Origin of the sequence: Mameliella sp. MMSF_3455, assembly GCF_030733205.1 — a bacterium.
In the GTDB taxonomy this organism is placed as follows: Bacteria; Pseudomonadota; Alphaproteobacteria; order Rhodobacterales; family Rhodobacteraceae; genus Antarctobacter.
Window position 1 is genome coordinate 1 of sequence record NZ_JASHJL010000038.1, and the last position, 20,701, is coordinate 20,701.

The 20,701-nt window shown below is 65.8% G+C and carries 22 protein-coding genes; 11 read left to right on the plus strand and 11 right to left on the minus strand.

Annotated elements, in window-relative coordinates:
* Positions 1-270 precede the first annotated feature (270 nt).
* The 3 genes from RBB42_RS21405 to RBB42_RS21415 are packed head-to-tail and all read right to left on the minus strand — an operon-like array spanning position 271 to position 2,237.
* Positions 271-927: a helix-turn-helix domain-containing protein gene (locus RBB42_RS21405; protein WP_305970810.1), complete on the minus strand. Its 657-nt coding sequence runs from the start codon at positions 925-927 to the stop codon at positions 271-273.
* Positions 928-958: 31 nt separating this feature from the next.
* Positions 959-1,438 carry a dihydrofolate reductase gene (locus tag RBB42_RS21410; RefSeq protein WP_305970809.1) on the minus strand — a complete coding sequence of 160 codons (480 nt, stop codon included), beginning with the start codon at positions 1,436-1,438 and terminating at the stop codon, positions 959-961.
* 7 nt (positions 1,439-1,445) lie between these two features.
* Positions 1,446-2,237 (minus strand): thymidylate synthase, encoded by a 792-nt coding sequence (locus tag RBB42_RS21415; protein WP_305970808.1) that lies wholly within the window; start codon positions 2,235-2,237, stop codon positions 1,446-1,448.
* A gap of 136 nt (positions 2,238-2,373) precedes the next feature.
* On the opposite strand from RBB42_RS21415, the gene RBB42_RS21420 reads away from it, so the two are divergent.
* Positions 2,374-5,250 carry a CheR family methyltransferase gene (locus RBB42_RS21420; protein WP_305970807.1) on the plus strand — a complete coding sequence of 959 codons (2,877 nt, stop codon included), beginning with the start codon at positions 2,374-2,376 and terminating at the stop codon, positions 5,248-5,250.
* Here the strand turns inward: RBB42_RS21420 and RBB42_RS21425 are convergent, their stop codons facing one another.
* A complete protein-coding gene (locus RBB42_RS21425; RefSeq protein WP_306043416.1) occupies positions 5,251-5,682 on the minus strand; it encodes a DNA-binding transcriptional response regulator in 432 nt (143 codons plus the stop codon).
* Between the two features lie 314 nt (positions 5,683-5,996).
* Between RBB42_RS21425 and RBB42_RS21430 the strand changes: the two genes are divergently transcribed.
* Genes RBB42_RS21430 through RBB42_RS21450 form a run of 5 tightly spaced genes read left to right on the plus strand, consistent with a single transcriptional unit; the run spans position 5,997 to position 10,244 of the window.
* Positions 5,997-7,016 carry a hypothetical protein gene (locus RBB42_RS21430; protein ID WP_305970805.1) on the plus strand — a complete coding sequence of 340 codons (1,020 nt, stop codon included), beginning with the start codon at positions 5,997-5,999 and terminating at the stop codon, positions 7,014-7,016.
* 60 nt (positions 7,017-7,076) lie between these two features.
* Positions 7,077-8,399, plus strand: coding sequence for a surface lipoprotein assembly modifier (locus tag RBB42_RS21435; RefSeq protein WP_305970804.1), 1,323 nt, complete (start codon positions 7,077-7,079; stop codon positions 8,397-8,399).
* A 35-nt stretch (positions 8,400-8,434) separates the two neighbouring features.
* Positions 8,435-8,869, plus strand: a complete 435-nt coding sequence (locus RBB42_RS21440; RefSeq protein ID WP_305970803.1) for a VOC family protein — start codon at positions 8,435-8,437, stop codon at positions 8,867-8,869.
* Between the two features lie 14 nt (positions 8,870-8,883).
* Positions 8,884-9,570 (plus strand): DUF1194 domain-containing protein, encoded by a 687-nt coding sequence (locus RBB42_RS21445; RefSeq protein WP_305970814.1) that lies wholly within the window; start codon positions 8,884-8,886, stop codon positions 9,568-9,570.
* Positions 9,567-10,244, plus strand: coding sequence for a DUF1194 domain-containing protein (locus RBB42_RS21450; protein ID WP_305970802.1), 678 nt, complete (start codon positions 9,567-9,569; stop codon positions 10,242-10,244). Before RBB42_RS21445 ends, RBB42_RS21450 begins: the two co-directional genes overlap by 4 nt.
* Before the next feature lie 98 nt (positions 10,245-10,342).
* Here RBB42_RS21450 and RBB42_RS21455 read toward each other — a convergent pair whose 3' ends face one another.
* The 3 genes from RBB42_RS21455 to RBB42_RS21465 form a co-directional block, all read right to left on the minus strand.
* Positions 10,343-10,840, minus strand: a complete 498-nt coding sequence (locus RBB42_RS21455; protein ID WP_305970801.1) for a MarR family winged helix-turn-helix transcriptional regulator — start codon at positions 10,838-10,840, stop codon at positions 10,343-10,345.
* A gap of 183 nt (positions 10,841-11,023) precedes the next feature.
* Positions 11,024-11,296, minus strand: coding sequence for an FAD assembly factor SdhE (locus RBB42_RS21460; RefSeq protein WP_305970800.1), 273 nt, complete (start codon positions 11,294-11,296; stop codon positions 11,024-11,026).
* A gap of 1 nt (position 11,297) precedes the next feature.
* On the minus strand, positions 11,298-11,690 hold the full coding sequence (locus tag RBB42_RS21465) for a helix-turn-helix domain-containing protein (protein ID WP_305970799.1): 393 nt from the start codon (positions 11,688-11,690) through the stop codon (positions 11,298-11,300).
* Between the two features lie 88 nt (positions 11,691-11,778).
* Between RBB42_RS21465 and RBB42_RS21470 the strand changes: the two genes are divergently transcribed.
* Both RBB42_RS21470 and RBB42_RS21475 read left to right on the plus strand, forming a co-directional pair.
* Complete coding sequence (locus tag RBB42_RS21470) at positions 11,779-12,981, plus strand: pyridoxal phosphate-dependent aminotransferase (RefSeq protein ID WP_305970798.1); 1,203 nt, start codon at positions 11,779-11,781, stop codon at positions 12,979-12,981.
* On the plus strand, positions 12,978-13,379 hold the full coding sequence (locus tag RBB42_RS21475; protein ID WP_305970797.1) for a hypothetical protein: 402 nt from the start codon (positions 12,978-12,980) through the stop codon (positions 13,377-13,379). Before RBB42_RS21470 ends, RBB42_RS21475 begins: the two co-directional genes overlap by 4 nt.
* 262 nt (positions 13,380-13,641) lie before the next feature.
* On the opposite strand, the gene RBB42_RS21480 is transcribed toward RBB42_RS21475, so the two are convergent.
* Positions 13,642-14,100: a YHS domain-containing (seleno)protein gene (locus tag RBB42_RS21480; RefSeq protein WP_305970796.1), complete on the minus strand. Its 459-nt coding sequence runs from the start codon at positions 14,098-14,100 to the stop codon at positions 13,642-13,644.
* Between the two features lie 243 nt (positions 14,101-14,343).
* Here RBB42_RS21480 and RBB42_RS21485 point away from each other — a divergent pair, with 243 nt between their 5' ends.
* The 3 genes from RBB42_RS21485 to RBB42_RS21495 all read left to right on the plus strand — a co-directional run bounded on the left by RBB42_RS21485 (position 14,344) and on the right by RBB42_RS21495 (position 15,801).
* Entirely contained in the window at positions 14,344-14,538 is a 195-nt protein-coding gene (locus tag RBB42_RS21485) for a hypothetical protein (RefSeq protein ID WP_305970795.1), read from the plus strand.
* A 95-nt stretch (positions 14,539-14,633) separates the two neighbouring features.
* Positions 14,634-14,924, plus strand: a complete 291-nt coding sequence (locus tag RBB42_RS21490; protein ID WP_305970794.1) for a hypothetical protein — start codon at positions 14,634-14,636, stop codon at positions 14,922-14,924.
* 85 nt (positions 14,925-15,009) lie between these two features.
* Positions 15,010-15,801, plus strand: a complete 792-nt coding sequence (locus RBB42_RS21495; protein WP_305970793.1) for an inositol monophosphatase family protein — start codon at positions 15,010-15,012, stop codon at positions 15,799-15,801.
* Positions 15,802-15,807: 6 nt separating this feature from the next.
* Here RBB42_RS21495 and RBB42_RS21500 read toward each other — a convergent pair whose 3' ends face one another.
* From RBB42_RS21500 to putA, 3 genes are all read right to left on the minus strand, one after another.
* Positions 15,808-16,176 (minus strand): GFA family protein, encoded by a 369-nt coding sequence (locus RBB42_RS21500; protein WP_305970792.1) that lies wholly within the window; start codon positions 16,174-16,176, stop codon positions 15,808-15,810.
* Entirely contained in the window at positions 16,173-16,952 is a 780-nt protein-coding gene (locus tag RBB42_RS21505; protein ID WP_305970791.1) for a rhomboid family intramembrane serine protease, read from the minus strand. Before RBB42_RS21505 ends, RBB42_RS21500 begins: the two co-directional genes overlap by 4 nt.
* Before the next feature lie 198 nt (positions 16,953-17,150).
* Complete coding sequence (putA, locus tag RBB42_RS21510) at positions 17,151-20,582, minus strand: bifunctional proline dehydrogenase/L-glutamate gamma-semialdehyde dehydrogenase PutA (protein ID WP_305970790.1); 3,432 nt, start codon at positions 20,580-20,582, stop codon at positions 17,151-17,153.
* Positions 20,583-20,701: the final 119 nt, after the last annotated feature.

Sequence of the window (20,701 nt, forward strand, 5' to 3'; positions counted from 1 at the left end):
AAGCCCGGGACGGGGGAGCCCCGCGGGGGTGTATCCGCCTTGATCGGAGTGCGGTGCCGGGACAGCGCCGACCTGCGGGGTGGTGCATCAGTCGGTAGAGCGGGCGCAGTTTATCGTGACACATCCGAAGGACCTCTGGGGTTTGCGCCTGTGTCGACAAAGCGCCGCCCCGGGGGGCGGGTCGGCGCTGGCGCGGCGGCCTGCGGCCTTGTTCCGCGCCCGGGGTGGAGGAACTAAAGTTTTTTACCTAAATCTTCTCAAGTATTGCGCCTACAATGGTCGATCTTTTGGAAGGCCGTGGCTTTGAAGGAATACTAGGAAATCGCGACCGTTTTGAGTTATTCTAAACTGCTCGCCATCCTCATCCTGCTCTATTAACTCCCAATTGAATAGGTAATTTAGGTACTGGTCTAGGGAGAAATTTCTTAGCTCCTCATGCTCTGATTGAAGCTTCTTAAAAAGCTCTTTTGCCCTATCTTTATTGATCGGCTGAACGTTGAGCTCTTCAAGCGCTGATATTTGGCTTCCAAAGATGTTTAAGTATGCTGTGAAGAAGTTTTTCTCAAGCAGGCGAAACGTCAAGCTCTTGATTAGTTCTTCTTCTCGAGAACCTGAATTGAACGCTTCAAGCTGGATCGTTAAGTTCTGGCGAATTCGGTCGGCGACTGGATTGTTGAGTTGAGTTGGGGAACTTGTGGCTAGTTCGTCTGAGCCGTCATCCGGTGTTTTCGAAATCTGCCTGGCGTCTGAGAATGTGACACCTGTAGGGCCGAGGCTTTTGATGTTTGCTAGAAGTGGGCGTAATTCATCCCGAAAATTGTATACCAAGAACGCGAAAGCGCTTGGCCAGGCTACCCCTTTGATCGCTTCTACAAAAAGCTGAAGGTAAGGAATCCAAGTTGAAGCATCATACGGAGGATCAAACAATTTTTTGCCCCTACATTATCTTAGGTTGGACTTACGTCCTAAGAAAATTGACATATTCTATGATCGCATAGTGGTGAGTTGACGATTGATTCCTTGTTTCAACTTCCCGCCACCCCTCTCCAATCTCCGGGAACCACGCGTCCGCCCCCTCGACCTCCAGATCCACTTCCGTGATCAACAGCCGATGCGCCAGCGGCAGCATGGTCTCGTAGATCTTTTGACCGCCGATGCCGTAGATGCGGAAATAGCCAAGCGATTGCGCCAGGGCGATCCCCTCTTCGACGGAGCCGACGACATGTTCGTGCAGCGCGGTATCGCGGGAGACGACGATGTTCAGGCGCTTGGGGAGGGGCTTGAACGGCAGGCTGTCCCAGGTCTTGCGGCCCATGATGATGGCGCCGCCCAGGGTCTCGCGCTTGAACATGGCGAGGTCCTCGGGGAGGTGCCAGGGGATGTCCCCGTCCTTGCCGATGGCGCGGTTGCGGTCGTGGGCGGCGATGAGCGTGATCATGAAAACCTCAGACGGCCACGGGGGCCTTGATGGCGGGCAGGGGGTCGTAGCCGGGGAAGGCGAAATCCTCATACCGGAAATCGAAGAGGTCCTTCACCTCGCGCGCGATGTCCAGCCGGGGCAGGGGGCGCGGCGTGCGCGAGAGCTGTTCGGCCACCTGGTCCATGTGGTTGGAATAGATATGCGCGTCGCCGATGGAATGGACGAAATCGCCCGGCTCGTAGCCGGTGACATGGGCCAGCATCGCCTGCAGCAGCGCGTAGGAGGCGATGTTGAAGGGCACGCCCAGGAACATGTCGGCGGAGCGCTGGTAGAGTTGCAGGTGCAGCTTGCGCCCGATGATGCGGACCTGCCAGAGCGTGTGGCAGGGCGGTAGCGCCATCTCTGGCACATCCGCGGGGTTCCAGGCGGAAACGATCATGCGGCGCGAGTCCGGCGTGGTGCGGATCTGGTGCAGCAGGGTCCGGATCTGGTCGATCTCGCCCTTATAGCCGGGCCAGTGGCGCCATTGATGGCCGTAGACCGGGCCGAGGTCGCCGTTCTCATCCGCCCATTCATCCCAGATCGAGACGCCGTTTTCCTTGAGGTAGGTGATGTTGGTGTCGCCGGAGAGGAACCACAGCAGCTCGTGGATGATCGAGCGCAGGTGCAGTTTCTTGGTGGTGACCAGCGGAAAGCCCTCGGCCAGGGGATAGCGGCATTGCAGGCCGAAATAGCTGCGCGTGCCGGTGCCGGTGCGGTCGGTTGATTCTTCGCCGTGGTCGAGGACCGTGCGGAGTGCGTCGAGATATTGCTGCATGCTGTCCCTCCGGGAATGCGGTCCCCTTGGCATAGGATATTTCGCGGGGGGGCGGAAGCGGGAGGCTTGGCGGGGTCGGGACGGCTGTGCCAAGTTGCGACCGGGGAACTTGGGCAGGGACCGGAGGCCGCCAGGAATGACGATCGCCGCGATTTCCGCGCCGCCGGATGCGCGCGTGGCGCTGGCCGCCTGCGTGGCGGCGATCCAGCCGGGAAGTGGCCTGTGCTGGCTGGTGGTGCCGATGCACCGGATGCCCGCCGACGATGACCTGCTGGACGATCTGCGGGCGGTGGCGCGGGTGCCGGTGGACATGGCCGAGGACGGCGTGGCGCCGGCTGCGGACCGGGTGCTTGTCGTGCCACGGGGGCAGGCGGCGCGAGTAATGGCGGGTGTCCTGCGGCTGGTGCCGGATGGCGCCTCGCCGCTGGATGACTGCCTGTCGAGCCTGGCCGCGTGTGAGCCTGCGGGTATCGCGGTTCTGTTGCCGGGACGCGTGATGCTGCCGGTTCTTGGCGCGCGGGCCCTGCAGGCGGCGGGCGGGGTCGTGCTGGCGGTCGGCTCTGGCTCGCTGGCGGACCGGGTGGTGGCGGCAGAGGAGGCGCCCGGCGTGGTGACGGCGATCCACCGGGCGCGGATTGCCCAGACCGAAGGCGACGGGCCAGGCAAAGAGCAGCTGGACCAGGCCTCGCGCCTGCTGGGCCTTGCGGATCGGCCGGGGCCAGCCTTGATGGCGGCCCCGATGTTACGCCGAATGGCGATCGCGGGCGAGCTGGCGCCCGAGGCCTACCTGGCCCGGCTGCGCCGCGACCCGGCAGAGCGGCAGTGTCTGGCACGGGACGTCTTGCAGGGCAGGGCGCAGGAGGTTTCGGACGCGGTGATGATCGACCGGCTGCGGGACCTTGTGCTGGTCCAGCTGTTACAGCGCAGGCAGGCGGGGTTTCGGGTCTGGGTGCCCGGATGCGGGCAGGGTGATCTGGTCTACCAGCTGGCCATGAGGATCATCGAGCTGAGGGAAGAGCGGCAGGACCGCCGTCCCTGGAAGATATTCGGGACCGATACGGATGCAGCGGCCCTGCAGCGGGCCCGGTCGGGACACTATTGCGCCGAAGCGGCGGCGGCGCTGGGTCCTGATCGCCGGGCCCGTTTCCTGTGGCGCGGCGATGGTGGCTACAGGGTCGACCCTGGCCTGCGGGAACTCTGTGTCTTCGCCGAGCATGATCTCTATGCGGATGCGCCCTTTGGCTGGCTGGACCTGGTGTTGTGCCTGCCGCCCGCCCTGTTGGCCCACCCTGAGAAGGCAGCGGAGGCGTTGGCCCGGTTCGACTATGGCCTGCAGGCAGAGGGGTTTCTTGCGGTCTCGCCGCAACTGGTCCCGCTGCTGGATCCGGAAGGGTTCGAACCGGTAGGCGAAGACGGTATCCTGTTTCGACGCCAAAGGGCCCAGACGCGCGCGCGGGCCGTGGCACCGCCCGGCCACCGGCCCGGCGAGCGGCTGACCGAAACGGCGCTGGCCGAACGCGGTGTCCTGCAAATGCTGGGAACGGTCTTTGCCTCGGTCGATGACAGCGGGCGGTTTGTCCATGTCTCGACGCCGATGCGGGCGTTCTTGCCGCCGGTGCGGCCGGGCGCGGCCTATGGGTTGCAGGACCTGCGTGACCCGGACTGCGCCCGGGCGGCGATGGAGGCCCTGGCGGAGGTGCGCGACGCGAGGCGCAAGATCGCAGTGCGCAGCCTTGCCGGCAAAGGGGCGGACGTCAAGGGAGAGGTGCGCGTTGCGGCCTCGGCCGAGCAGGCCGGTCGATATCTCGTGGTGCTGTGCAAGGATGAGGACGGCGATCTGCCGGTGCCGGCGGCAGCGGGCGCCGCCCCCTGGAAGCGACAGTTGGACCGGCTGCAATGGCGCACCGAAAGCGCAGAAATGGCGTTGAGCAGCGCAAATCGTGAATTGATGGCGCTGAACGAGGAACTGCAGTCCTCGAACATGGAGTTGCGGTTCAGCCGGGGAGAGCTGGAGCTGATCAACAGCAAGCTGCAGACCTTCAACCGGGATTTGCTGGAGTCCTCGGCCCGCTTGGAGCAACAGAATGCCGAATTGCAGGCGATCTACGATGGCGTGCCCGTCGGGCTGGGGATGATCGGCAAGGACATGCGGTGGTCGCGCGGCAACCGGTTCCTGGCTGACCTGTTCGGGCTGGACCCGGAGGCTCTGCGCCGTGCACCCGCGGAGATCCCGGTGCCGGCGCAGATTGGCGATTTTGCGGCGCGGATCGAGGCGGTTCTGGACGGCGCCGCGCCGCTGGAAGGGATCGAGATCACCGACGGACAGGGGCGGCGTCTGGTTGGCGACATCTTTCCGGTGCTGCGCGACGGAGAGGTGACGGCGGCGGGGATCGCGGTGCGCGACGTGACCTTGGAACGGGCGCTGGAGGAGCAGAAGGACCTGCTGACCACCGAGTTGCAGCACCGGGTCAAGAACATGCTGGCGGTGGTGCGGGCGGTGACGCGATTCACCGCGCAGCGGTCGGGCGACAAGACGGAACTGGCCAGCCGCCTGTCACAGCGTCTGGCCTCGATGGGCCGGACGTTCGAGCTTTTGTCGGAGGGAGGCTGGGACTGGCAGGGGCTGCGCGGGTTGACGGAATCGAGCCTTGCCGCCTTTGTGGACCTGAGCGACGGGCGGTTCAGCTATCAGGGAAAGGACGTGGCCCTGCCGCCCGAGGATGCGCAGGCGGTTGGCCTGGCCTTGCACGAACTGGGCACGAACGCGGTCAAGTACGGTGCGTGGAGCGTGCCCGATGGGCGGGTTGTGCTGGATGTCGTGACCGGCGACGCGGGGCTGGTGCAGATGACATGGAGCGAAACCGGCGGCCCCGAGGTGGTGCCGCCTGAGCGGACCGGCTTTGGCGCCTTCCTGCTGGGCACGATCCTAGAGCGCCAGTTGCAGGCCAAGGTGGAGATGGATTACCGGCCCGAGGGGCTGTGTGTCACGATCTCGCGCATGGGCGCGGGGTGATCAGGCCGGCTCGGGTTCGAGGCCGGAGAGCCTGCGCAGGACGCGGACCAGGTCCTCGACCGGCTGGCTCTTGCTGAGCACCTCGACGTCGGGGGCGATGTCGCGCAGGCCAAGCGGGTTCGAGACATAGGCGCTGTAGACGGCGGTGCGGCAGCCGCGCGCGTGCAGGATGGCCAGCAGGCGCCGCCCCTCTTCGCCGATCAGGACGTTCGCGTTCATCTGTCGGCCAAGATCCAGGTCGAGCACGCAGAGGCGTGGGGTGTCCTGCGACAGGCTGGACAGCGCGGCGGTGTAATGGCTGACCGGGGGCAGAGGGTTCAGTCCGGCCTCTTGCAGCGCCTCGAAAAGCTCTGTCGAGAGAATGGCGTTGTCCTCTATGATCAGGGTTGGCCCTGTCGTTCGGTTGCCTGTGGTCTCGCCAGTCATGGGCATGATGCCTCGCGTCTCAAATCAATTGGCGCCGAGCGGCGCATCAAAAACACATGCTTGCCGCTTCCCCGGGCCGGGGCCGGAAGGTCGGGCAGACGACAGGCAAGGGCGCACCGATCCGGTTGCCGATCCGAAAGCGCGCGGACAGGTGGCCCGGGCAATCGCCCATGAGCGTGGGGCCTGTCAGCCTTTTCTGAAATCCCCGCTGTGGGGCGATTATGCCGCACATCCGGCCGCTTCGCCAAGCCAAGATTGACTTTTTCCAACGTGCCGCACAGGCTGTGGACAAAATAAAAGGCAAGACCTGAGGCAGTCCCATGTATCGCATTATTGCAGCGCTCGCTTTCGCGAGCGTCCTTTCCGCGTGTGACGGCGCGACGCTGACCGGCGACGGCGGGTCGGGAATTGGAACCGGGGCGCAGCCGCTGGTGCCAGAACCCGATCCCGGGACCGGCGGCGGTGGCACCGATCCCGACGCAGACCCCGATCCCGACAACCTGTACACGAGCGAGCTGGACGACGCCTCGGAAGATCTGCGCGTCGACGAGATGACGTACGACCCGGGCACCGGCGAGCTGGTCTTCGACGAATTGCCCTTTGACAGCGACAAGGCCGTGGCCGGTGCGAACGTCTACGGCAGGGATGCGGGCCTCAGTGCCATTCTCAATCCCGGCGGCACCGGGTTCGATGCCTATCGGAACACCGCGGGGCCTTCGGGCACGTCGCAGTATTTCGCGGTGTTCCGCCGCTCGCCCAGCGGCTTTAGCCAGGTGGGGGCCGTTGGCACGGACCGCTACCTGTCGTTCGGTTTCGGCGGGGCTGCGGCGCAGCGGCTCGAGGGGAACGGCGCGCTGCCGGCGGATACGGATTCCTATGTCTTCAACGGCGAATATGCGGCGGTTCGGACCGTGCTGGTCGATGGCGCCCCGAGTGCCGAAATCCAGTATGTGTCCGGCCTGGCGCGGATCGAGGTCGACGTTGACGATCCGGATGTCTCTGGCGCCGTCGAAGGCGTTATCGTCAGCCGGGAGTTCTTTGATGCCAATGGCGTGAACATCGCCGCGCTGAGCGGCGCGGACTTTCTGTCGCTGGCCACGGCCGAGATCAACTTTGACACCTGGACGATCAACTCGTCCGAGGCCAGCGCCGTGCGCACGGACGGTGAAGTGACCCAGACCGGCACCTGGTCGGGGCTTTTTGCGGGGCCGGACGGCGAGGAAGTCGTCGGTATCGTGGTGGTCGAAGGTCAGGGCCCGGTGGGCATCGACCCGGCGACGGGCGAGTTCCTCACCGAGGACATTCGCGAGACCGGCGGCTTCATCGCGACGCGCCCCTGATCCATGAGCCTTGGGGCCCATCTGCTGCGTGCCTTGCGACCGGCCGTTCTTGCCGGCGCGATGGCTCTGATGTCGGCCCCGGCCGGAGCCGAGCCGGTGCGGATGAGCGTGGACGAGGCGCGCGGCGCCGCGGCGCGGGCGCTGATGGCCGGGCAGGCGGAACTGGCGCTGGTGCTGTCCGAGGGCGTGCTTTTGGGCGCGCCCGGCGATACCGACGCGCTGATGTTGAAATCCCGCGCGCTTTCGCAGCTTGGCCGCAGCGGAGAGGCGGCGGAGGCGGCGCGCAACGCCTTTGGCGGGACGGACGACGAGCGCGAGCGGTTCTTTTCCGCGATGCTGATGGCGCAGGCGCGGGCCTCTGGCGGGCGGCCCGGCGTTGCGCAACTCTGGCTGCGGCGTGCGGCGCAGATGGCGCCGGATGACCAGCTGAAGGCCGTGGCGGTCCGGGACTTTCGCCAGTTGCGGCGGCTGACGCCCTGGCGGCTGTCGCTGGATCTGTCGGTCGAACCATCGGACAACCTCAACGGCGCGCCCAAGACCAACCGTTTCACCTTTGCCGGGCTGCCTTTCATCAACCCTTCGGCGGTGCCGCTGTCAGGGGAACGCTATGTGCTGGGCGCCGACTATGTTCGCCGTGTTCCGCTGAGCGCGACCCGACGGCTGAACCTTGGGGTGTCGACAGAGATCCAGCGGGTGCGCTTTTCCTCCGAGGCGCGCGACAAGGTGCCGGGGATCAGGGACGCGGATTACCGGCAGGACGCGCTGGCATTCAGCCTTGGCTACGAAGCGCGCGGGCAGGATGGCAGCTGGCTGGGCAAATCACAGCTGTCGGTGACACGGCACTGGCTGGGCGGCGCACTTTTCGCCGATTCCGCGGGATTGGATCTCAGCTATGGCCAGACGATCGCGCCGGGGCTGATCGGCACGCTGCGCTATGGCTACGAGGTCGAGCAGCGGCACGATGCATCGGTGCGCGATGCGCAGACCAGCGAGCTGGGTCTGACGCTGACACGCGCCTATGGCCGGTCGTCCCTCGGGCTTGACCTGATGGTGTCCGACACGGCCTCGGACTCGCGGCTGGTGGCGCGGGAAAGTGCGCGCGCGGCGCTGAGCTATCGCCTTGGCAAGCCGTTCAAGGGCATGCTGCCGCGGCTGACGCTGGCATGGGAGGTCACCGATTTCGACAAGGGGCCGACCCAATTCTGGGTCGAGCCAAGACGGGACGAGGAGCTGACCGTTTCGCTGGATGTTCTGTTGCCGAACTACGACCTCTACGGCTTTGCGCCGGAAATCGGGGTTTCCTTCCGCGACCGGAGTTCCAATTATACCATTTACGAGACCCGCGGCACGGATCTGCGGCTGGGTCTGAAATCGGTATTCTGAAAGACGGCCTGCGCAGGCGGGCCGGAAGGGACAAAATGGGAATCACGTATCTGCACACGATGGTCCGTGTGAAGGACCTCGACGCCTCGATCGCCTTTTACAAGATGCTGGGGTTGGTCGAGCGCCGCCGGAGCGAGAACGAGAAGGGCCGGTTCACGCTGGTCTTCCTTTGTCCGCCGGATCAGGCGGATGGTCACGCAGACCTGGAGCTGACCTACAACTGGGATGGCGACGAGGGCCTGCCCTCGGACAGCCGTCACTTTGGCCACCTCGCCTATACGGTGCCCAACATCTACGAGATGTGCCAGACCTTGATGGACAACGGCGTGACGATCAACCGGCCGCCGCGCGATGGGCACATGGCCTTTGTCCGCTCGCCCGACAACATCTCGATCGAACTGTTGCAGCAAGGCGATGCGCTGCCGCCGCAGGAACCCTGGGCCAGCATGGAGAACACGGGTCACTGGTGAGCCGCCTCGGCTGCATGATCGCCGCCACTCTGGCGGCCTTGCTGCCGGCGGGGGCCGAGGCCGCCTGCCGGCTGGCGCTGTTGCTGGCGCTGGATGTCTCCTCTTCCGTGGACGAGGCAGAGTACCGGTTGCAGCGCGACGGGCTGGCCGCGGCCCTGACAAGCCCGGACGTGCAGGGGGCGATCCTGCAGCAGGGCGGCGGCGTTGCGCTGGCCGTCTACGAATGGAGCGGGCGGCGGCAATCGGTGGTGGTGCAGGACTGGGTGCTGCTGCACAGCGCGGGCGACATCGCGGCGGTGGCCGCGCGGTTGCAAAGGGTGCAGCGCTCCTACCGGCGGTTCCCGACGGCGCTGGGCTATGCCTTGGGCTTTGGCGCCACGCTGATGAAGGAGGCACCCCCCTGCGAGCGGCAGGTGATCGATGTGTCCGGCGACGGGATCACCAATGACGGGTTCTGGCCCGGGTTGGCCTACAAGCATTTCCCCTTTGAGCGGATCACGGTCAACGCGCTGGCGGTGCTGGGGGCGGATCCCTCGGTGGTGGATCACTACGAGTTCGAGGTGCTGCACGGGCCGGGCGCCTTCATCGAGACGGCAGAGGGCTACGAGGGGTTCGAGCGGGCGATGATCCGCAAGCTCTACCGCGAGATCCAGAACCGGGTTGTCGGCGGATTGCCCTATGTGGGGCCGGGGCCGGGATGACCCGGCTGCTTGGCCTTGCGGCCCTGTTGATCTGGGGAGCGGGGGCCGAGGCGGCCTGTCGCCAGGCGCTGGCACTGGGGCTGGACGTCTCGGGTTCCGTCGACGCGGCGGAATACCGGCTGCAACTGGACGGGCTGGCCGGCGCGCTGGAGGACCCGGAGGTCATGGGCGCCCTGCTGGCCATGCCGGAGGCGCCTGTCTCCGTGGCTGTCTTCGAGTGGAGCGGGCCGGGGTCGCAACGGATCGTGGCACCCTGGCGGCGGATCGAGGGACCGGCGGACGTGGCCGACCTGGCGGCCTTGTTGCGGGGGACGCAGCGCGGGCAGCTGGGCCAGTCCACCGCGATCGGGGCGGCCAAGCGGTTCGGTGCGGCGTTGTTGGCGGAGCAGGGGCACTGCTGGCGCCGGGTGCTGGACCTTTCAGGAGACGGCAAGTCGAACACCGGGCCGAGGCCGCAGGACAGCCGCCCGGGCGGGATCACGATCAACGGGCTGGTGATCGGCGCATCCGGCGATGCGAACGGAATCGGTGCCCTGGCCTCCTACTATCGGGCCTATGTCATCGCGGGGGCGGATGCCTTTGTCGAGACCGCGCTGGGTTTCGAGGCCTTCGAGGCGGCGATGGTACGCAAGCTGAAGCGCGAACTGCAGGTGCTGGCCGTCTCGTCCAGGTAGGGGGGCGCCTGGGCGCCGCTCCTGCGCCGCTGGCGCAGATCGCCCCGCCCGCCGTCCCACCAAGGCGTCTTCCGGGCGGTGTCGCCCGGCCGGCGTCCTCAGTAGATGTAGCGGATCTGGTCGGTCCAGTAGCGTTCGACGCGGCGCAGCGCTGTCGTGATCTCGTCGATGCCATCGACCGACAGCACGCCCTTGCCCTGCAGCCCGTCCGCATGGCGGGAAAAGAGATCACCGACGATGTCGCGGATTTCCCGCCCACGCTGGGTCAGGCGCACGCGGACCGAGCGGCGGTCGATTTCGCATCGCTGGTGGTGCATGTAGCCCATCTCGACCAGTTTCTTGAGGTTGTAGCTGACGTTCGAGCCCTGGTAGTAGCCGCGGCTTTTCAGTTCGCCGGCCGTCACCTCGTTGTCGCCGATGTTGAAGAGCAGCAAGGCCTGCACCGCGTTCACGTCGATGATGCCCAACCGCTCGAATTCGTCCTTTATGACGTCGAGCAGGAGGCGGTGGAGCCGTTCCACAAGGCTCAACGCATCGAGGTAATTCGTAATGAAGCCCTGTGCCGGCCCCTGATTCAGTGACGAATGAATGCTCATTTCAGTCTCCGCCTGTTTTTCTTGCAACGGAGCTTTCGGGTATAAACGCAAATATCGGGTTAAACCGAGTAGAAGACCCGGAAAATTCTATTGATTTCCGAGGGTTGGTTAACCAACCTTGACAGAGGTGAAAACACGGGGACCCGCCCAGCAGCGGGCGCCGGGCGGATTCCTGCACTGCAATCAACCGTTTGCGGCGATGCGGGAAATTTCCGAGATCATCGGGGCGTGAACCTCGGGCGCGGGGCGCTGGCCCGAGATCCACTGGTAGAGATCCTGGTCGTTTTCCGCCAGGAGCGCCTCGTAGGCATCCAGCCCGGCGGCGTCCAGGGCGTCCAGGCGGGCCTCGGCGAAGCGGATCAGCAGGATGTCCATCTCCTTGGTGCCGCGGCGCATGGAGCGCATGCGCAGGCGGCGGAGGCGGGTTTCGCGGGATTCGCCGGGGCCGGTCGTCATGTCACTGGGCCTCTGTCAGCATGGTGCGCAGGCGCTTTTCCAACCGCCCCAGCTTGTCCGCCTTGGCCTTGAACTGGCCTTGCAGGGCGCGGATTTCCGTCAGGATGGCGTTGACATCGGGCGCCAGGGTCTCGTCCTGATCGGGGTCCGGCACGCCTTCGCCTTCGCCGGTGATCAGCCAGACGATTGACACGTTCAGAACGCCGGCCAGCATGGACAGACGGTTGGCGCGCGGTTCGTTGATGTCATCTTCCCAGGCCTGAAGGGTCTTGAGCTTGACGCCCAGCCGCTTGGCGAGGACCTCCTGGGTCATGTTGGCTGCCTCGCGGGCAGCAACGAGCCGGTCGCCGAAGGTGGCGGATTCGGGCCCGTACCAGTCTTTCGAGTTGTCCATGATCTTACCTTTCCGGTGAAGCCGCTTGAACGCCATTGGGGCGCTTACTAAGACAGGGAAGGCAAATTTTCAAACCACGAGCCCCCCTATGCCCTTTCTGTCGCAGACGCTGTCCCGCGTGAAACCTTCCCCGACGGTCGCCGTCACGCAACTTGCGCGCGAACTGGCGGCTGAGGGGCGCGATATCATCGGACTCGGCGCCGGCGAACCGGACTTTGACACACCGGACAATATCAAGGCTGCGGCAATTGCGGCAATCGAAGCGGGGAAAACGAAATACACGGCGCCGGACGGCATTCCCGAGCTCAAACAGGCGGTCTGTGACAAGTTCGCCCGTGAAAACGCGCTGACCTACACGCCCGCCCAGATCAGCGTCAGCACCGGCGGCAAGCAGGTGCTGTACAACGCGCTGATGGCGACGCTGAACCCCGGAGACGAGGTGATCATTCCGGCGCCCTACTGGGTCAGCTACCCGGACATGGTGCGCCTTGGCGGCGGTGAGCCGGTGATCGTCGAGGGCGCCGAGGCCGAGGGGTTCCGGATCACGCCCGAGCAACTGGAGGCGGCGATCACGCCAAGGACCAAGTGGCTCATCTTCAACTCGCCGTCCAATCCGACCGGCGCGGGCTATGACCGGGCGGCGCTGAAGGCATTGACCGATGTGCTGATGCGCCACCCGCATGTCTGGGTCATGTCGGACGACATGTACGAGCACCTGGCCTATGACGGGTTCGAATTCGTCAGCCCGGCGCAGGTCGAACCGGGGCTGTATGACCGCACGCTGACCGTCAACGGCGTCAGCAAGGCCTATGCGATGACCGGCTGGCGGATCGGCTATGCAGGTGGTCCAGAGGAGCTGATCGGCGCGATGCGCAAGGTGCAGGGCCAGTCCACGACCAACCCATGTTCGATCAGCCAATGGGCGGCGGTCGAGGCGCTGACCGGGCCGCAGGACTTTCTGGCAGAGCGCGCGGCGGTATTTGCCAAGCGGCGCGACATGGTGGTCGAGCGGCTGAACGCCTGTGCCGGGATCACCTGCGCCACGCCCGAGGGGGCGTTCTATGTCTATCCTTCGGTGGCGGGATGCCTTGGCAAGACGTCGAAAGGCGGGCGCCGGATCGACACGGACGAAGATTTCTGTACCGCCCTGCTGGAGGAAGAAGGCGTCGCGGTGGTCTTTGGCGCGGCCTTCGGTCTGAGCCCGCATTTCCGGGTCAGCTATGCGGCCTCGGAGGCGCAGTTGACCGGCGCCTGCGACAGGATCGAGCGGTTCTGTGCGGGGCTGACATGACGCCCGACCTGCCCGAGTTCTATTTCCGCGTGCGCGACAACGGCGCCTTGGTCTATCGCGTCGATACCGAGAACCGGCAGCGGCGGCTGGAGATGGATCAGATCGCCGTGATCAACGTCAACAAGGGCGAGATCAAGCCACATGGCGACCATGAGTTGTCGGAGGGTGAGCTGGAAGAGATCCGCGCCTGGATGGAAGACCGGAAGCGGCTGTTGGCGCGGCGCGAGTTGGACGACATCCATCGGGCCGTTGACCACCTGAACCTGACCGCACAATGGGCGCAGTCCCGCGCGACCCCGGAACAGCTCGAAGAGGTGACGGACGCGCTGCTCCTGGCGATGCACGACTTGCGCAGCGTCCTGGTCCGCAAGAAGGCGGACCGGGTGCTGAAGGGCTGAGAGGGGCCTTTCTGTTGGGCGGAAAGGCGTGGATTGCCTAGAGATTGGGCGGTTCGTGTTCGTTGTTAACGAATGCGGCGGTCGACCCCTTCATCGCGGCGGGCTTCGCCCCTATGTTCGGTCCATGCCACAGAACCAGACGACACTTACTCGACACGATGCAGGTGGGCCGTTCGATCTTGGCCGGCCCCTGTTCCCCTTGTCTCCTGATGATGTGCGGGCGCTGCTCGCCCGGCAGGGCTGAGCAGGCCGCGCAAGGCGATTATCCAAGGATGCCGGGCCAGTTCGCGCGGCCCTTGGCGATGTTTCCCTCGATGTCCTGCAGCCACAGCATGCGGGCGCGCAGGCTGGCGTTGAGGAACAGCTGGCCTTCGTGGATCGTCCACGCCTCGGGGATGGTCGGCGCGAGGTAGCCGCGCGAGGCTGCAAAGGCGCAGTAGCCCCCGAATTGCGGCGCATAGGCCTTCGGGTCAGCCTCGAAGGCAGCGGCGTTCCCGGCGTCGGAGAATTGCCAGGTGGCGCCTTTCCAGCTGAGCGCAGCGGCGCCGCCGGCCACCGGACCGTTGCCGGCGAAATAGGCGACCGGGTCGGACCCGTCGATGGCGATGCCGTTTTCCGCATAAATCTCGGGTTCGGCGGCAAGGGCGCTGCGCGTTGTGAGCAGCAGGGCAGGGGCGGCAAGGGCAAGGCCAAACGTGGCGCGGCGTGTCAGGTTGGTCATGGCGGACTCCGGTGGGGTTGGCGGGTGCCTTCAGGATGGTCCGACCGGCGGCCGTGCAAAAGCCCCCGACACGGGGACGTGACGGCGCGTGTGCGGGCAATTCGTCTCGCCGGGCCGTCATAAATCTGTTACTTTCGGTGCATGAGCAGATGTCTTTTTCCGTTTGTGTTGTGCCTCGGGGTGTCGACCGGGCCCTCCGCCGCCAGCCCGATTGCCGAGGTGATATGCGCCCCCTCTGATCAGATGACGCGCAAGCTGGTGGAGCAATTTGGCACCGCGCGCCGCGCCACCGGGTTGCGGAGCCCCGAGGAAGTGGTCGAAATCTGGACCGATGACCAAGGCGATTGGACCATGATCATCAGCTATGCCTCGGGCCAGTCCTGCATCGTCGCCATGGGCGAACACTGGCAGGACCTCAACCAGGCCGACCCTGCCTGAAACGGGATAACCTTCGGGAAATGGCACGAAAAATTTGACTCGCGCCCGCGTGCTGGTAGCCTATGGCGAGGTGCATCGAGTTCTTGGGGGACATTATGAAACTGCCTTTGACCGCCGCTGCCGCGGCGCTCGCGCTCAGCGTGACCTCGGCCCTTGCCTGGGGCGACATGTACATGGGCGACGCGACAAACGACCCGAACTCGAATTTCCTGGTCCACGGCTACGATGCCCCGAACTTCTGCCCGCAGGGGCTGCAACCGGTTCTGGCGGGCGGGGTCGTCTGCTGCGGCAAGCCGAACGCGGGTGCCTACTACAGCCAAACGGGCCACAAGCGGTCCTATTCGCCGCAGTTCGTGCCGGGCGAAAAGGGCGCTGTCTACCGCTGAGGCGCTGCGCCTCTTGGCATTGCCTGTCAGGCCGCGTATACGCGCGGCCTGATTTCATTTGTGACCACGCGGGAAAGGCCGGGCCATGCAGGGCAGCGCGAATCTGAATATCATGATGAAGGCGGCGCGAAAGGCGGGCCGCTCGCTGGTCAAGGACTTCCGCGAGGTCGAGAACCTCCAAGTCTCCATGAAGGGCGCGGGCGACTTCGTGTCGAAGGCCGACATCGAGGCCGAGCGCATCCTCAAGGAAGAGCTGTTGGGCGCGCGGCCGAACTATGGCTGGCTGGGCGAGGAAGGCGGCGAGGAACCGGGCACCGACCCGACCCGGCGCTGGATCGTCGATCCCCTGGATGGCGGCACCAACTTTCTGCACGCGCTGCCGCACTGGGCGATTTCCATCGCGCTGGAACACAAGGGGCAGATCGTGTCGGCGGTGGTCTTCGATGCCGCCAAGGACGAAATGTTCTATGCCGAACGCGGCGCCGGCGCCTGGCTGAACGATTCCAAGCGTCTGCGCGTGTCCGGACGGCGCCGCATGGTCGAGGCGGTCTTTGCCACAGGAGTCCCTTTCGCCGCGAAACGTACCCTGCCCGCGACGCTCAAGGACCTGGCCCGCGTGATGCCGGAATGCGCCGGCGTGCGTCACCTCGGCTCTTCCTCGCTGGACATGGCCTATGTGGCCGCGGGCCGTTTCGAGGGCTACTGGGAGCGCGAACTGAACCTCTGGGACATGGCCGCAGGCTATCTGATCGCCAAGGAGGCCGGCGCACTGGTCGATGGTGTCCGCGAAGGACAGGACCCGTTGGAAAGCGGCAGCATCATCTGCGCCAACAACGAGATTTTCAGCGGCTTCACCCGGATCCTGCGCGCCGAGTGAGGGTGTTCAGCGGTCCGACGGGTGATTAACGCCGTCGTTCCAGGCCAGCGGCTCGAAGTCCTTGGGGTCCATGCCCTCGATGCAATAGAGGTTGACCCCGTGCTCGTTCGGGTTCGACCGGCGGCGGTGGTACATGTAGATGCCGCAGGTCTTGCAGAAATGATGCTGCGCCGTGTGGGTGCCAAAGCTGTAGAGCGCCAGGTTGTCGGCTCCCTTGACCACTTCGATCCCGTCCAGCGGTGCGCTGACGACAGCGGCGCTGCGGCGGCGGCAATAGGAACAGTCGCAACGTCGTGCGGTATCCGTGCCCTCTGCCAGGCGCACGCGCAGTTCGACGGCGCCACAATGGCAGGTGGCGGTGTGGGTCTCTGTCATTTTCTGCGGATCCTCGGGACCTGAGTGTGGCGTTTGCGGCTTTGGACGCGCGGCACGCGGCTGCGTTCAAAGGCGTATTCCGTTTCCGGGTGGGGCGGGTGCCCCTCGGTGCGGTTCCAGAAGCGCATGCCGCCGCGGCGCAGCCAGATCGGAATCGTCAGAATCATCCCGATCACGAAACCGCCCACATGCGCCCAGTAGGCAACGCCGCCCTGGTCGGCGGGTGCATTCCACCCGCCGAACACCTGCATGCCGAACCAGAGCGCCAGCATCAGCCATGCGGGCACGGGGATGACGCGGAAGATGACGATCAGGATGATCAGGATGTCGACCCGCGCCTTGGGGAACAGCAGCAGGTAGCCCCCCATGACACCGGCAATGGCACCCGAGGCCCCCACGGTGGGCACCGTGGACAGGGGCGCCGACAGCCAGTGGATCAGCCCTGCGCCCAGGCCTGCCGCCAGGTAGAACAGCAGGTAGCCGACATGCCCCATCTCGTCCTCGAGGTTGTCGCCGAAGATGTAGAGAAACAGCATGTTGCCGGCGATATGCATCCATCCGCCATGCAGGAACATCGAGGTGAAAAGCCCGGAGAACCCGTAGCCTTCGGACAGGAAGCGGGGGATCAGCGCGTAATCGGCGTAGAAGGCCATCATCGCCCGGGGCGAGCTTTCGTATTGCAGCGAGGCCAGGAACACGACGATGTTGATCGCGATCAGGGTGTAGGTGACGAAGGGCGTGCGCCCCGACGGGTTATGATCGCGGATCGGAAACATGCGCTGGAGATTGGCATGCCTTGGGGGGAGGTCAAGGTGCCCATGCCTTGAAACGGGGACGGACGGGACTCGGGCCCCTTGGGCCCATCGCCCGCCCGCCGACCCGTTTCATGGGCCCATGCCACGGGATCGCGCCGGATGGATGGCGTACATTCACCAGGTGCACCAGCAAGAAGGCGCTTTCAGAGGCGTGTGACCTCAACCCTCCTGTCCGGCCAGCAGGGCGGCGTTGCCGCCCGCTGCGGTTGTGTCGATGCAGACATGCCGTTCGGCGCGGGCATGGCCTGCGTCGGGTGCGCCGGTGATCAGCGTGAGGATCGGGCCGGGACGTGCGGCCAGCGCCTGCCGGTATGCGCGGGCGCGGTCCGCATCCCCCCACCAGAGCGCCCCGGCGATCCCCTGCGTGTCTTTCAGGGTTTCCGGAGGCAGGCCCGGAGCCATCACCGCGCGTCCGCCAAGGGCGCGGATGCCCTGCGCCTGCGCCTCTGCCGCGGCCCGCCCCGGTCCGAGGCAGAGCAGCGGCGGGCGGGCCTGCTGGTGCAGCACGTTGGCTTCGCCCGTCGGGCCGGGCAGCTCCACGCGGCTGGGGGTCGGATCGATGGCCGCGGCCTCTGCCAGCCGGTTGGCAAGGTCCGTGACAGCTGTGCCCGTGTCGTCGCCGGGGGTGTCCGGCGCGGGATGCGCGCGGAACCGGTCCAGGTAGAGCGGACCGCCCGCCTTGGGGCCGGTCCCCGACAGGCCCTCGCCGCCGAAGGGCTGGCTGCCCACGATGGCGCCGATCTGGTTGCGGTTGACGTAGATGTTGCCCGCCTCGATGCTCTCGGTGATCTGCTGCACGCGCTCGTCGATGCGGGTCATCAACCCGAAGGTCAGCCCGTAGCCGGTGCCGTTGATCGCGTCGATGACCCGGTTCAGGTTGCGCGCCTTGAAGGTGGCGACATGCAGCACGGGGCCGAAGATCTCACGCTCCAGATCCTCGATCCCGCCGACGCGGATCAGGGTCGGTGGCACGAAATGCCCCGTTGCGGGCACGCTGACCTGTTGCAGCACCCGTCCCTCGCGCGAGGCTTGCGCGACGTGGTCCAGAATGCTGTCCTGTGCCTCGGCGTCGATGACCGGGCCGACATCGGTGGCCGCCTCCCAGGGATCGCCGACGACAAGGCTTTGCATGGCGCCCTTGAGCATTTCCAGGAAACCCTCGGCCACGTCCTCTTGCACATAGAGGCAGCGCAGGGCGGAACAGCGTTGACCGGCAGACTGGAAAGCGGATTCGATGATCGCCTGCACGGCCTGTTCGGGCAGGGCGGTGCTGTCGACGATCATCGCGTTCAGCCCGCCGGTTTCCGCGATGAAGGGTGCACCGGGGGCAAGGTGCCGGGCCATGCTGCGGTGAATGGTCTGGGCGGTTTCGGTGCCGCCGGTAAAGGCAACGCCGTCCACGTCCGGGCAGGAGGTCAGCACCGCGCCCACGTCCCCCGCACCGGGCAGCAATTGCAGGGCGGACCGTGGCACCCCGGCCTCGTGCAGAAGGCGGGTGGCGAAATGGGCGATCAGCGGCGTCTGTTCCGCCGGTTTTGCCAGAACCGCGTTGCCCGCGGCGAGCGCGGCGGAAAGTTGGCCGGTGAAGATCGCCAGCGGGAAGTTCCAGGGAGAAATGCAGGCGAAGGTGCCCAGCGGATTGTCGGCGCCCTCTTGGCAGCGGGCGGCGTAGTAGCGCAGGAAATCCACCGCCTCGCGCAGTTCGGCCAGCGCATCCATCAGCGATTTGCCCGCCTCGCGGTGGAGAATGGCAAAGATCTCGGCCTGGTTGGCCTCGTAGAGGTCGGCGGCGGCATTCAGGATGCGCGCCCGTTCGACAGGTGTGGCCTGCCAGGGCCGGGCGGCAGCGGCGGCGGCGCGGGTCTGTTCCGGGCTGGCCCAGGTGACCTGGCCCAGGACGTCCTCGGGGTTGCCGGGGTTCACGACTTCCTCGGTGTCGCCGGGAGCGGTATCGGTCACGGTCAGCGGTGTGGCCTGCCATTTCGCGGTGCGGAAGGCCCCGCGCGCATTGTCAAGCGCGGCAAAGCTGGGCCGGTCGCGCAGGTCCATCCCCTGAGAGTTGCGGCGTTCCGGTTGAAAGAGGTCGGGGCCGGTGGTCAGGGCGCGGCCCGCGGGGGCCTCGAACGGGTCGGCGGCAACGGTTTCGGGGGCCACGTCTTCGTCGACGATCTGGTTGACGAAGCTGGAGTTGGCGCCGTTTTCCAGCAGGCGGCGGACCAGGTAGGCCAGAAGGTCTCGGTGGGCGCCGACCGGCGCGTAGATCCGGCAGCGGGTCTTGTTTTGCTCCATGACCAGCCGGTGCAGGGTTTCGCCCATGCCGTGCAGGCGCTGAAATTCAAAGGCGCTCTTGTCCTGCGCCATGTGCAGGATCGCCGACACGGTATGCGCGTTGTGGGTGGCGAACTGCGGGTAGATGCGGTCGGTCATCGACAGCAGCTTGCGCGCGTTGGCGATGTAGGACACATCGGTGGCGGATTTCGAGGTGAAGACCGGGAATCCGGGCAGGCCGGCGACCTGGGCGCGCTTGATCTCGGTGTCCCAGTAGGCGCCTTTCACGAGGCGAACCATGATCCGGCGGTCGAGCTTTTCCGACAGCGCATAGAGCCAGTCGATGACCGCGCCCGCGCGCTGGCCATAGGCCTGTACGACCACGCCGAACCCTTCCCAGCCGGCAAGGCCCGGGTCGGACAGGACCTCCTCGATCACGTCCAGCGAGAGCGAGAGGCGGTCGGCCTCTTCGGCGTCGATGTTCAGCCCGATTTTGGCGTCACGCGCCTGCAGGGCAAGGGCGCGCAGCCGGGGGATCAGCGCGGCGCGGGCGGTTTCGGCCTGCAATTCGTCATAGCGCGGATGCAGCGCCGAGAGCTTGACCGAGATGCCGGGATTGTCGCGGGTGGCCTCGTGCGGGGCGTTGGTGGCAATGGCGCGGATCGCCTGGGCATAGGCGTCGAAATAGCGTTGGGCGTCGGCCTCTGTCCGAGCGGCCTCGCCCAGCATGTCGTAGGAATAGGTATAGCCCTTGGCCTCTTGCGCCTTTCCGCGTTTCATCGCGGCTTCGATGCTTTCGCCCAGGACGAATTGTGCCCCCATCTCGCGCATCGCACGGCCGACGGCAGTGCGGATCACGGGCTCTCCGAGCCGCTTGATGGCGCCACGCAGATGGCCGACGGGACCGGGCTGGTGGTCTTCCAGCACCTTGCCTGTCAGCATCAGCGCCCAGGTTGAGGCATTGACCAGCGGCGAGGTGGAATGGCCCAGGTGGCGCGACCAGTCCGACGGCGCGATCTTGTCCTCGATCAGCGCGTCGATGGTGGCACTGTCAGGCACCCGCAAAAGCGCCTCTGCAAGGCACATCAGCGCGACGCCCTCTTCGGTCGACAAGCCGTATTCGGCCAGAAAGACCTCCATAAGGCCGGGGCGTGTGGCGCCGCGGATGTCCCGCACAAGCTGCGCCGCGCTGCCCGAGATCGCGGCGCGGGCAGAGCTGTCCAGCGCGGCCTCGTCTTTCAGCCGGACCAGGGTTTCGGCCTCGGCGGCATAGGTCAGCGCGTCGATGCGCGCGCGCAGGTCTGTCGTCTGGTCCTTTGGCATGCTCGTGCCTTTCTGGATTTCGGGTAAGATAAGGGGGACGGCGTGCGGAATGAATACCGCTACACCGGAATTTGGTATACGATACCCGGAGAGTTGCGGGACGTTTGACTGTTTTTGCC

Excerpts from the sequence above, each read along its gene's own strand:
- RBB42_RS21410 (WP_305970809.1), bottom strand. The coding sequence starts at position 1,438 with ATGATCACGCTCATCGCCGCCCACGACCGCAACCGCGCCATCGGCAAG.
- RBB42_RS21415 (WP_305970808.1), bottom strand. The coding sequence starts at position 2,237 with ATGCAGCAATATCTCGACGCACTCCGCACGGTCCTCGACCACGGCGAA.
- RBB42_RS21420 (WP_305970807.1), top strand. The coding sequence starts at position 2,374 with ATGACGATCGCCGCGATTTCCGCGCCGCCGGATGCGCGCGTGGCGCTG.
- RBB42_RS21425 (WP_306043416.1), bottom strand. The coding sequence starts at position 5,682 with ATGCCCATGACTGGCGAGACCACAGGCAACCGAACGACAGGGCCAACC.
- RBB42_RS21430 (WP_305970805.1), top strand. The coding sequence starts at position 5,997 with ATGTATCGCATTATTGCAGCGCTCGCTTTCGCGAGCGTCCTTTCCGCG.
- RBB42_RS21435 (WP_305970804.1), top strand. The coding sequence starts at position 7,077 with ATGGCTCTGATGTCGGCCCCGGCCGGAGCCGAGCCGGTGCGGATGAGC.
- RBB42_RS21440 (WP_305970803.1), top strand. The coding sequence starts at position 8,435 with ATGGGAATCACGTATCTGCACACGATGGTCCGTGTGAAGGACCTCGAC.
- RBB42_RS21445 (WP_305970814.1), top strand. The coding sequence starts at position 8,884 with ATGATCGCCGCCACTCTGGCGGCCTTGCTGCCGGCGGGGGCCGAGGCC.
- RBB42_RS21450 (WP_305970802.1), top strand. The coding sequence starts at position 9,567 with ATGACCCGGCTGCTTGGCCTTGCGGCCCTGTTGATCTGGGGAGCGGGG.
- RBB42_RS21455 (WP_305970801.1), bottom strand. The coding sequence starts at position 10,840 with ATGAGCATTCATTCGTCACTGAATCAGGGGCCGGCACAGGGCTTCATT.
- RBB42_RS21460 (WP_305970800.1), bottom strand. The coding sequence starts at position 11,296 with ATGACGACCGGCCCCGGCGAATCCCGCGAAACCCGCCTCCGCCGCCTG.
- RBB42_RS21465 (WP_305970799.1), bottom strand. The coding sequence starts at position 11,690 with ATGGACAACTCGAAAGACTGGTACGGGCCCGAATCCGCCACCTTCGGC.
- RBB42_RS21470 (WP_305970798.1), top strand. The coding sequence starts at position 11,779 with ATGCCCTTTCTGTCGCAGACGCTGTCCCGCGTGAAACCTTCCCCGACG.
- RBB42_RS21475 (WP_305970797.1), top strand. The coding sequence starts at position 12,978 with ATGACGCCCGACCTGCCCGAGTTCTATTTCCGCGTGCGCGACAACGGC.
- RBB42_RS21480 (WP_305970796.1), bottom strand. The coding sequence starts at position 14,100 with ATGACCAACCTGACACGCCGCGCCACGTTTGGCCTTGCCCTTGCCGCC.
- RBB42_RS21485 (WP_305970795.1), top strand. The coding sequence starts at position 14,344 with ATGACGCGCAAGCTGGTGGAGCAATTTGGCACCGCGCGCCGCGCCACC.
- RBB42_RS21490 (WP_305970794.1), top strand. The coding sequence starts at position 14,634 with ATGAAACTGCCTTTGACCGCCGCTGCCGCGGCGCTCGCGCTCAGCGTG.
- RBB42_RS21495 (WP_305970793.1), top strand. The coding sequence starts at position 15,010 with ATGCAGGGCAGCGCGAATCTGAATATCATGATGAAGGCGGCGCGAAAG.
- RBB42_RS21500 (WP_305970792.1), bottom strand. The coding sequence starts at position 16,176 with ATGACAGAGACCCACACCGCCACCTGCCATTGTGGCGCCGTCGAACTG.
- RBB42_RS21505 (WP_305970791.1), bottom strand. The coding sequence starts at position 16,952 with ATGTTTCCGATCCGCGATCATAACCCGTCGGGGCGCACGCCCTTCGTC.
- putA (WP_305970790.1), bottom strand. The coding sequence starts at position 20,582 with ATGCCAAAGGACCAGACGACAGACCTGCGCGCGCGCATCGACGCGCTG.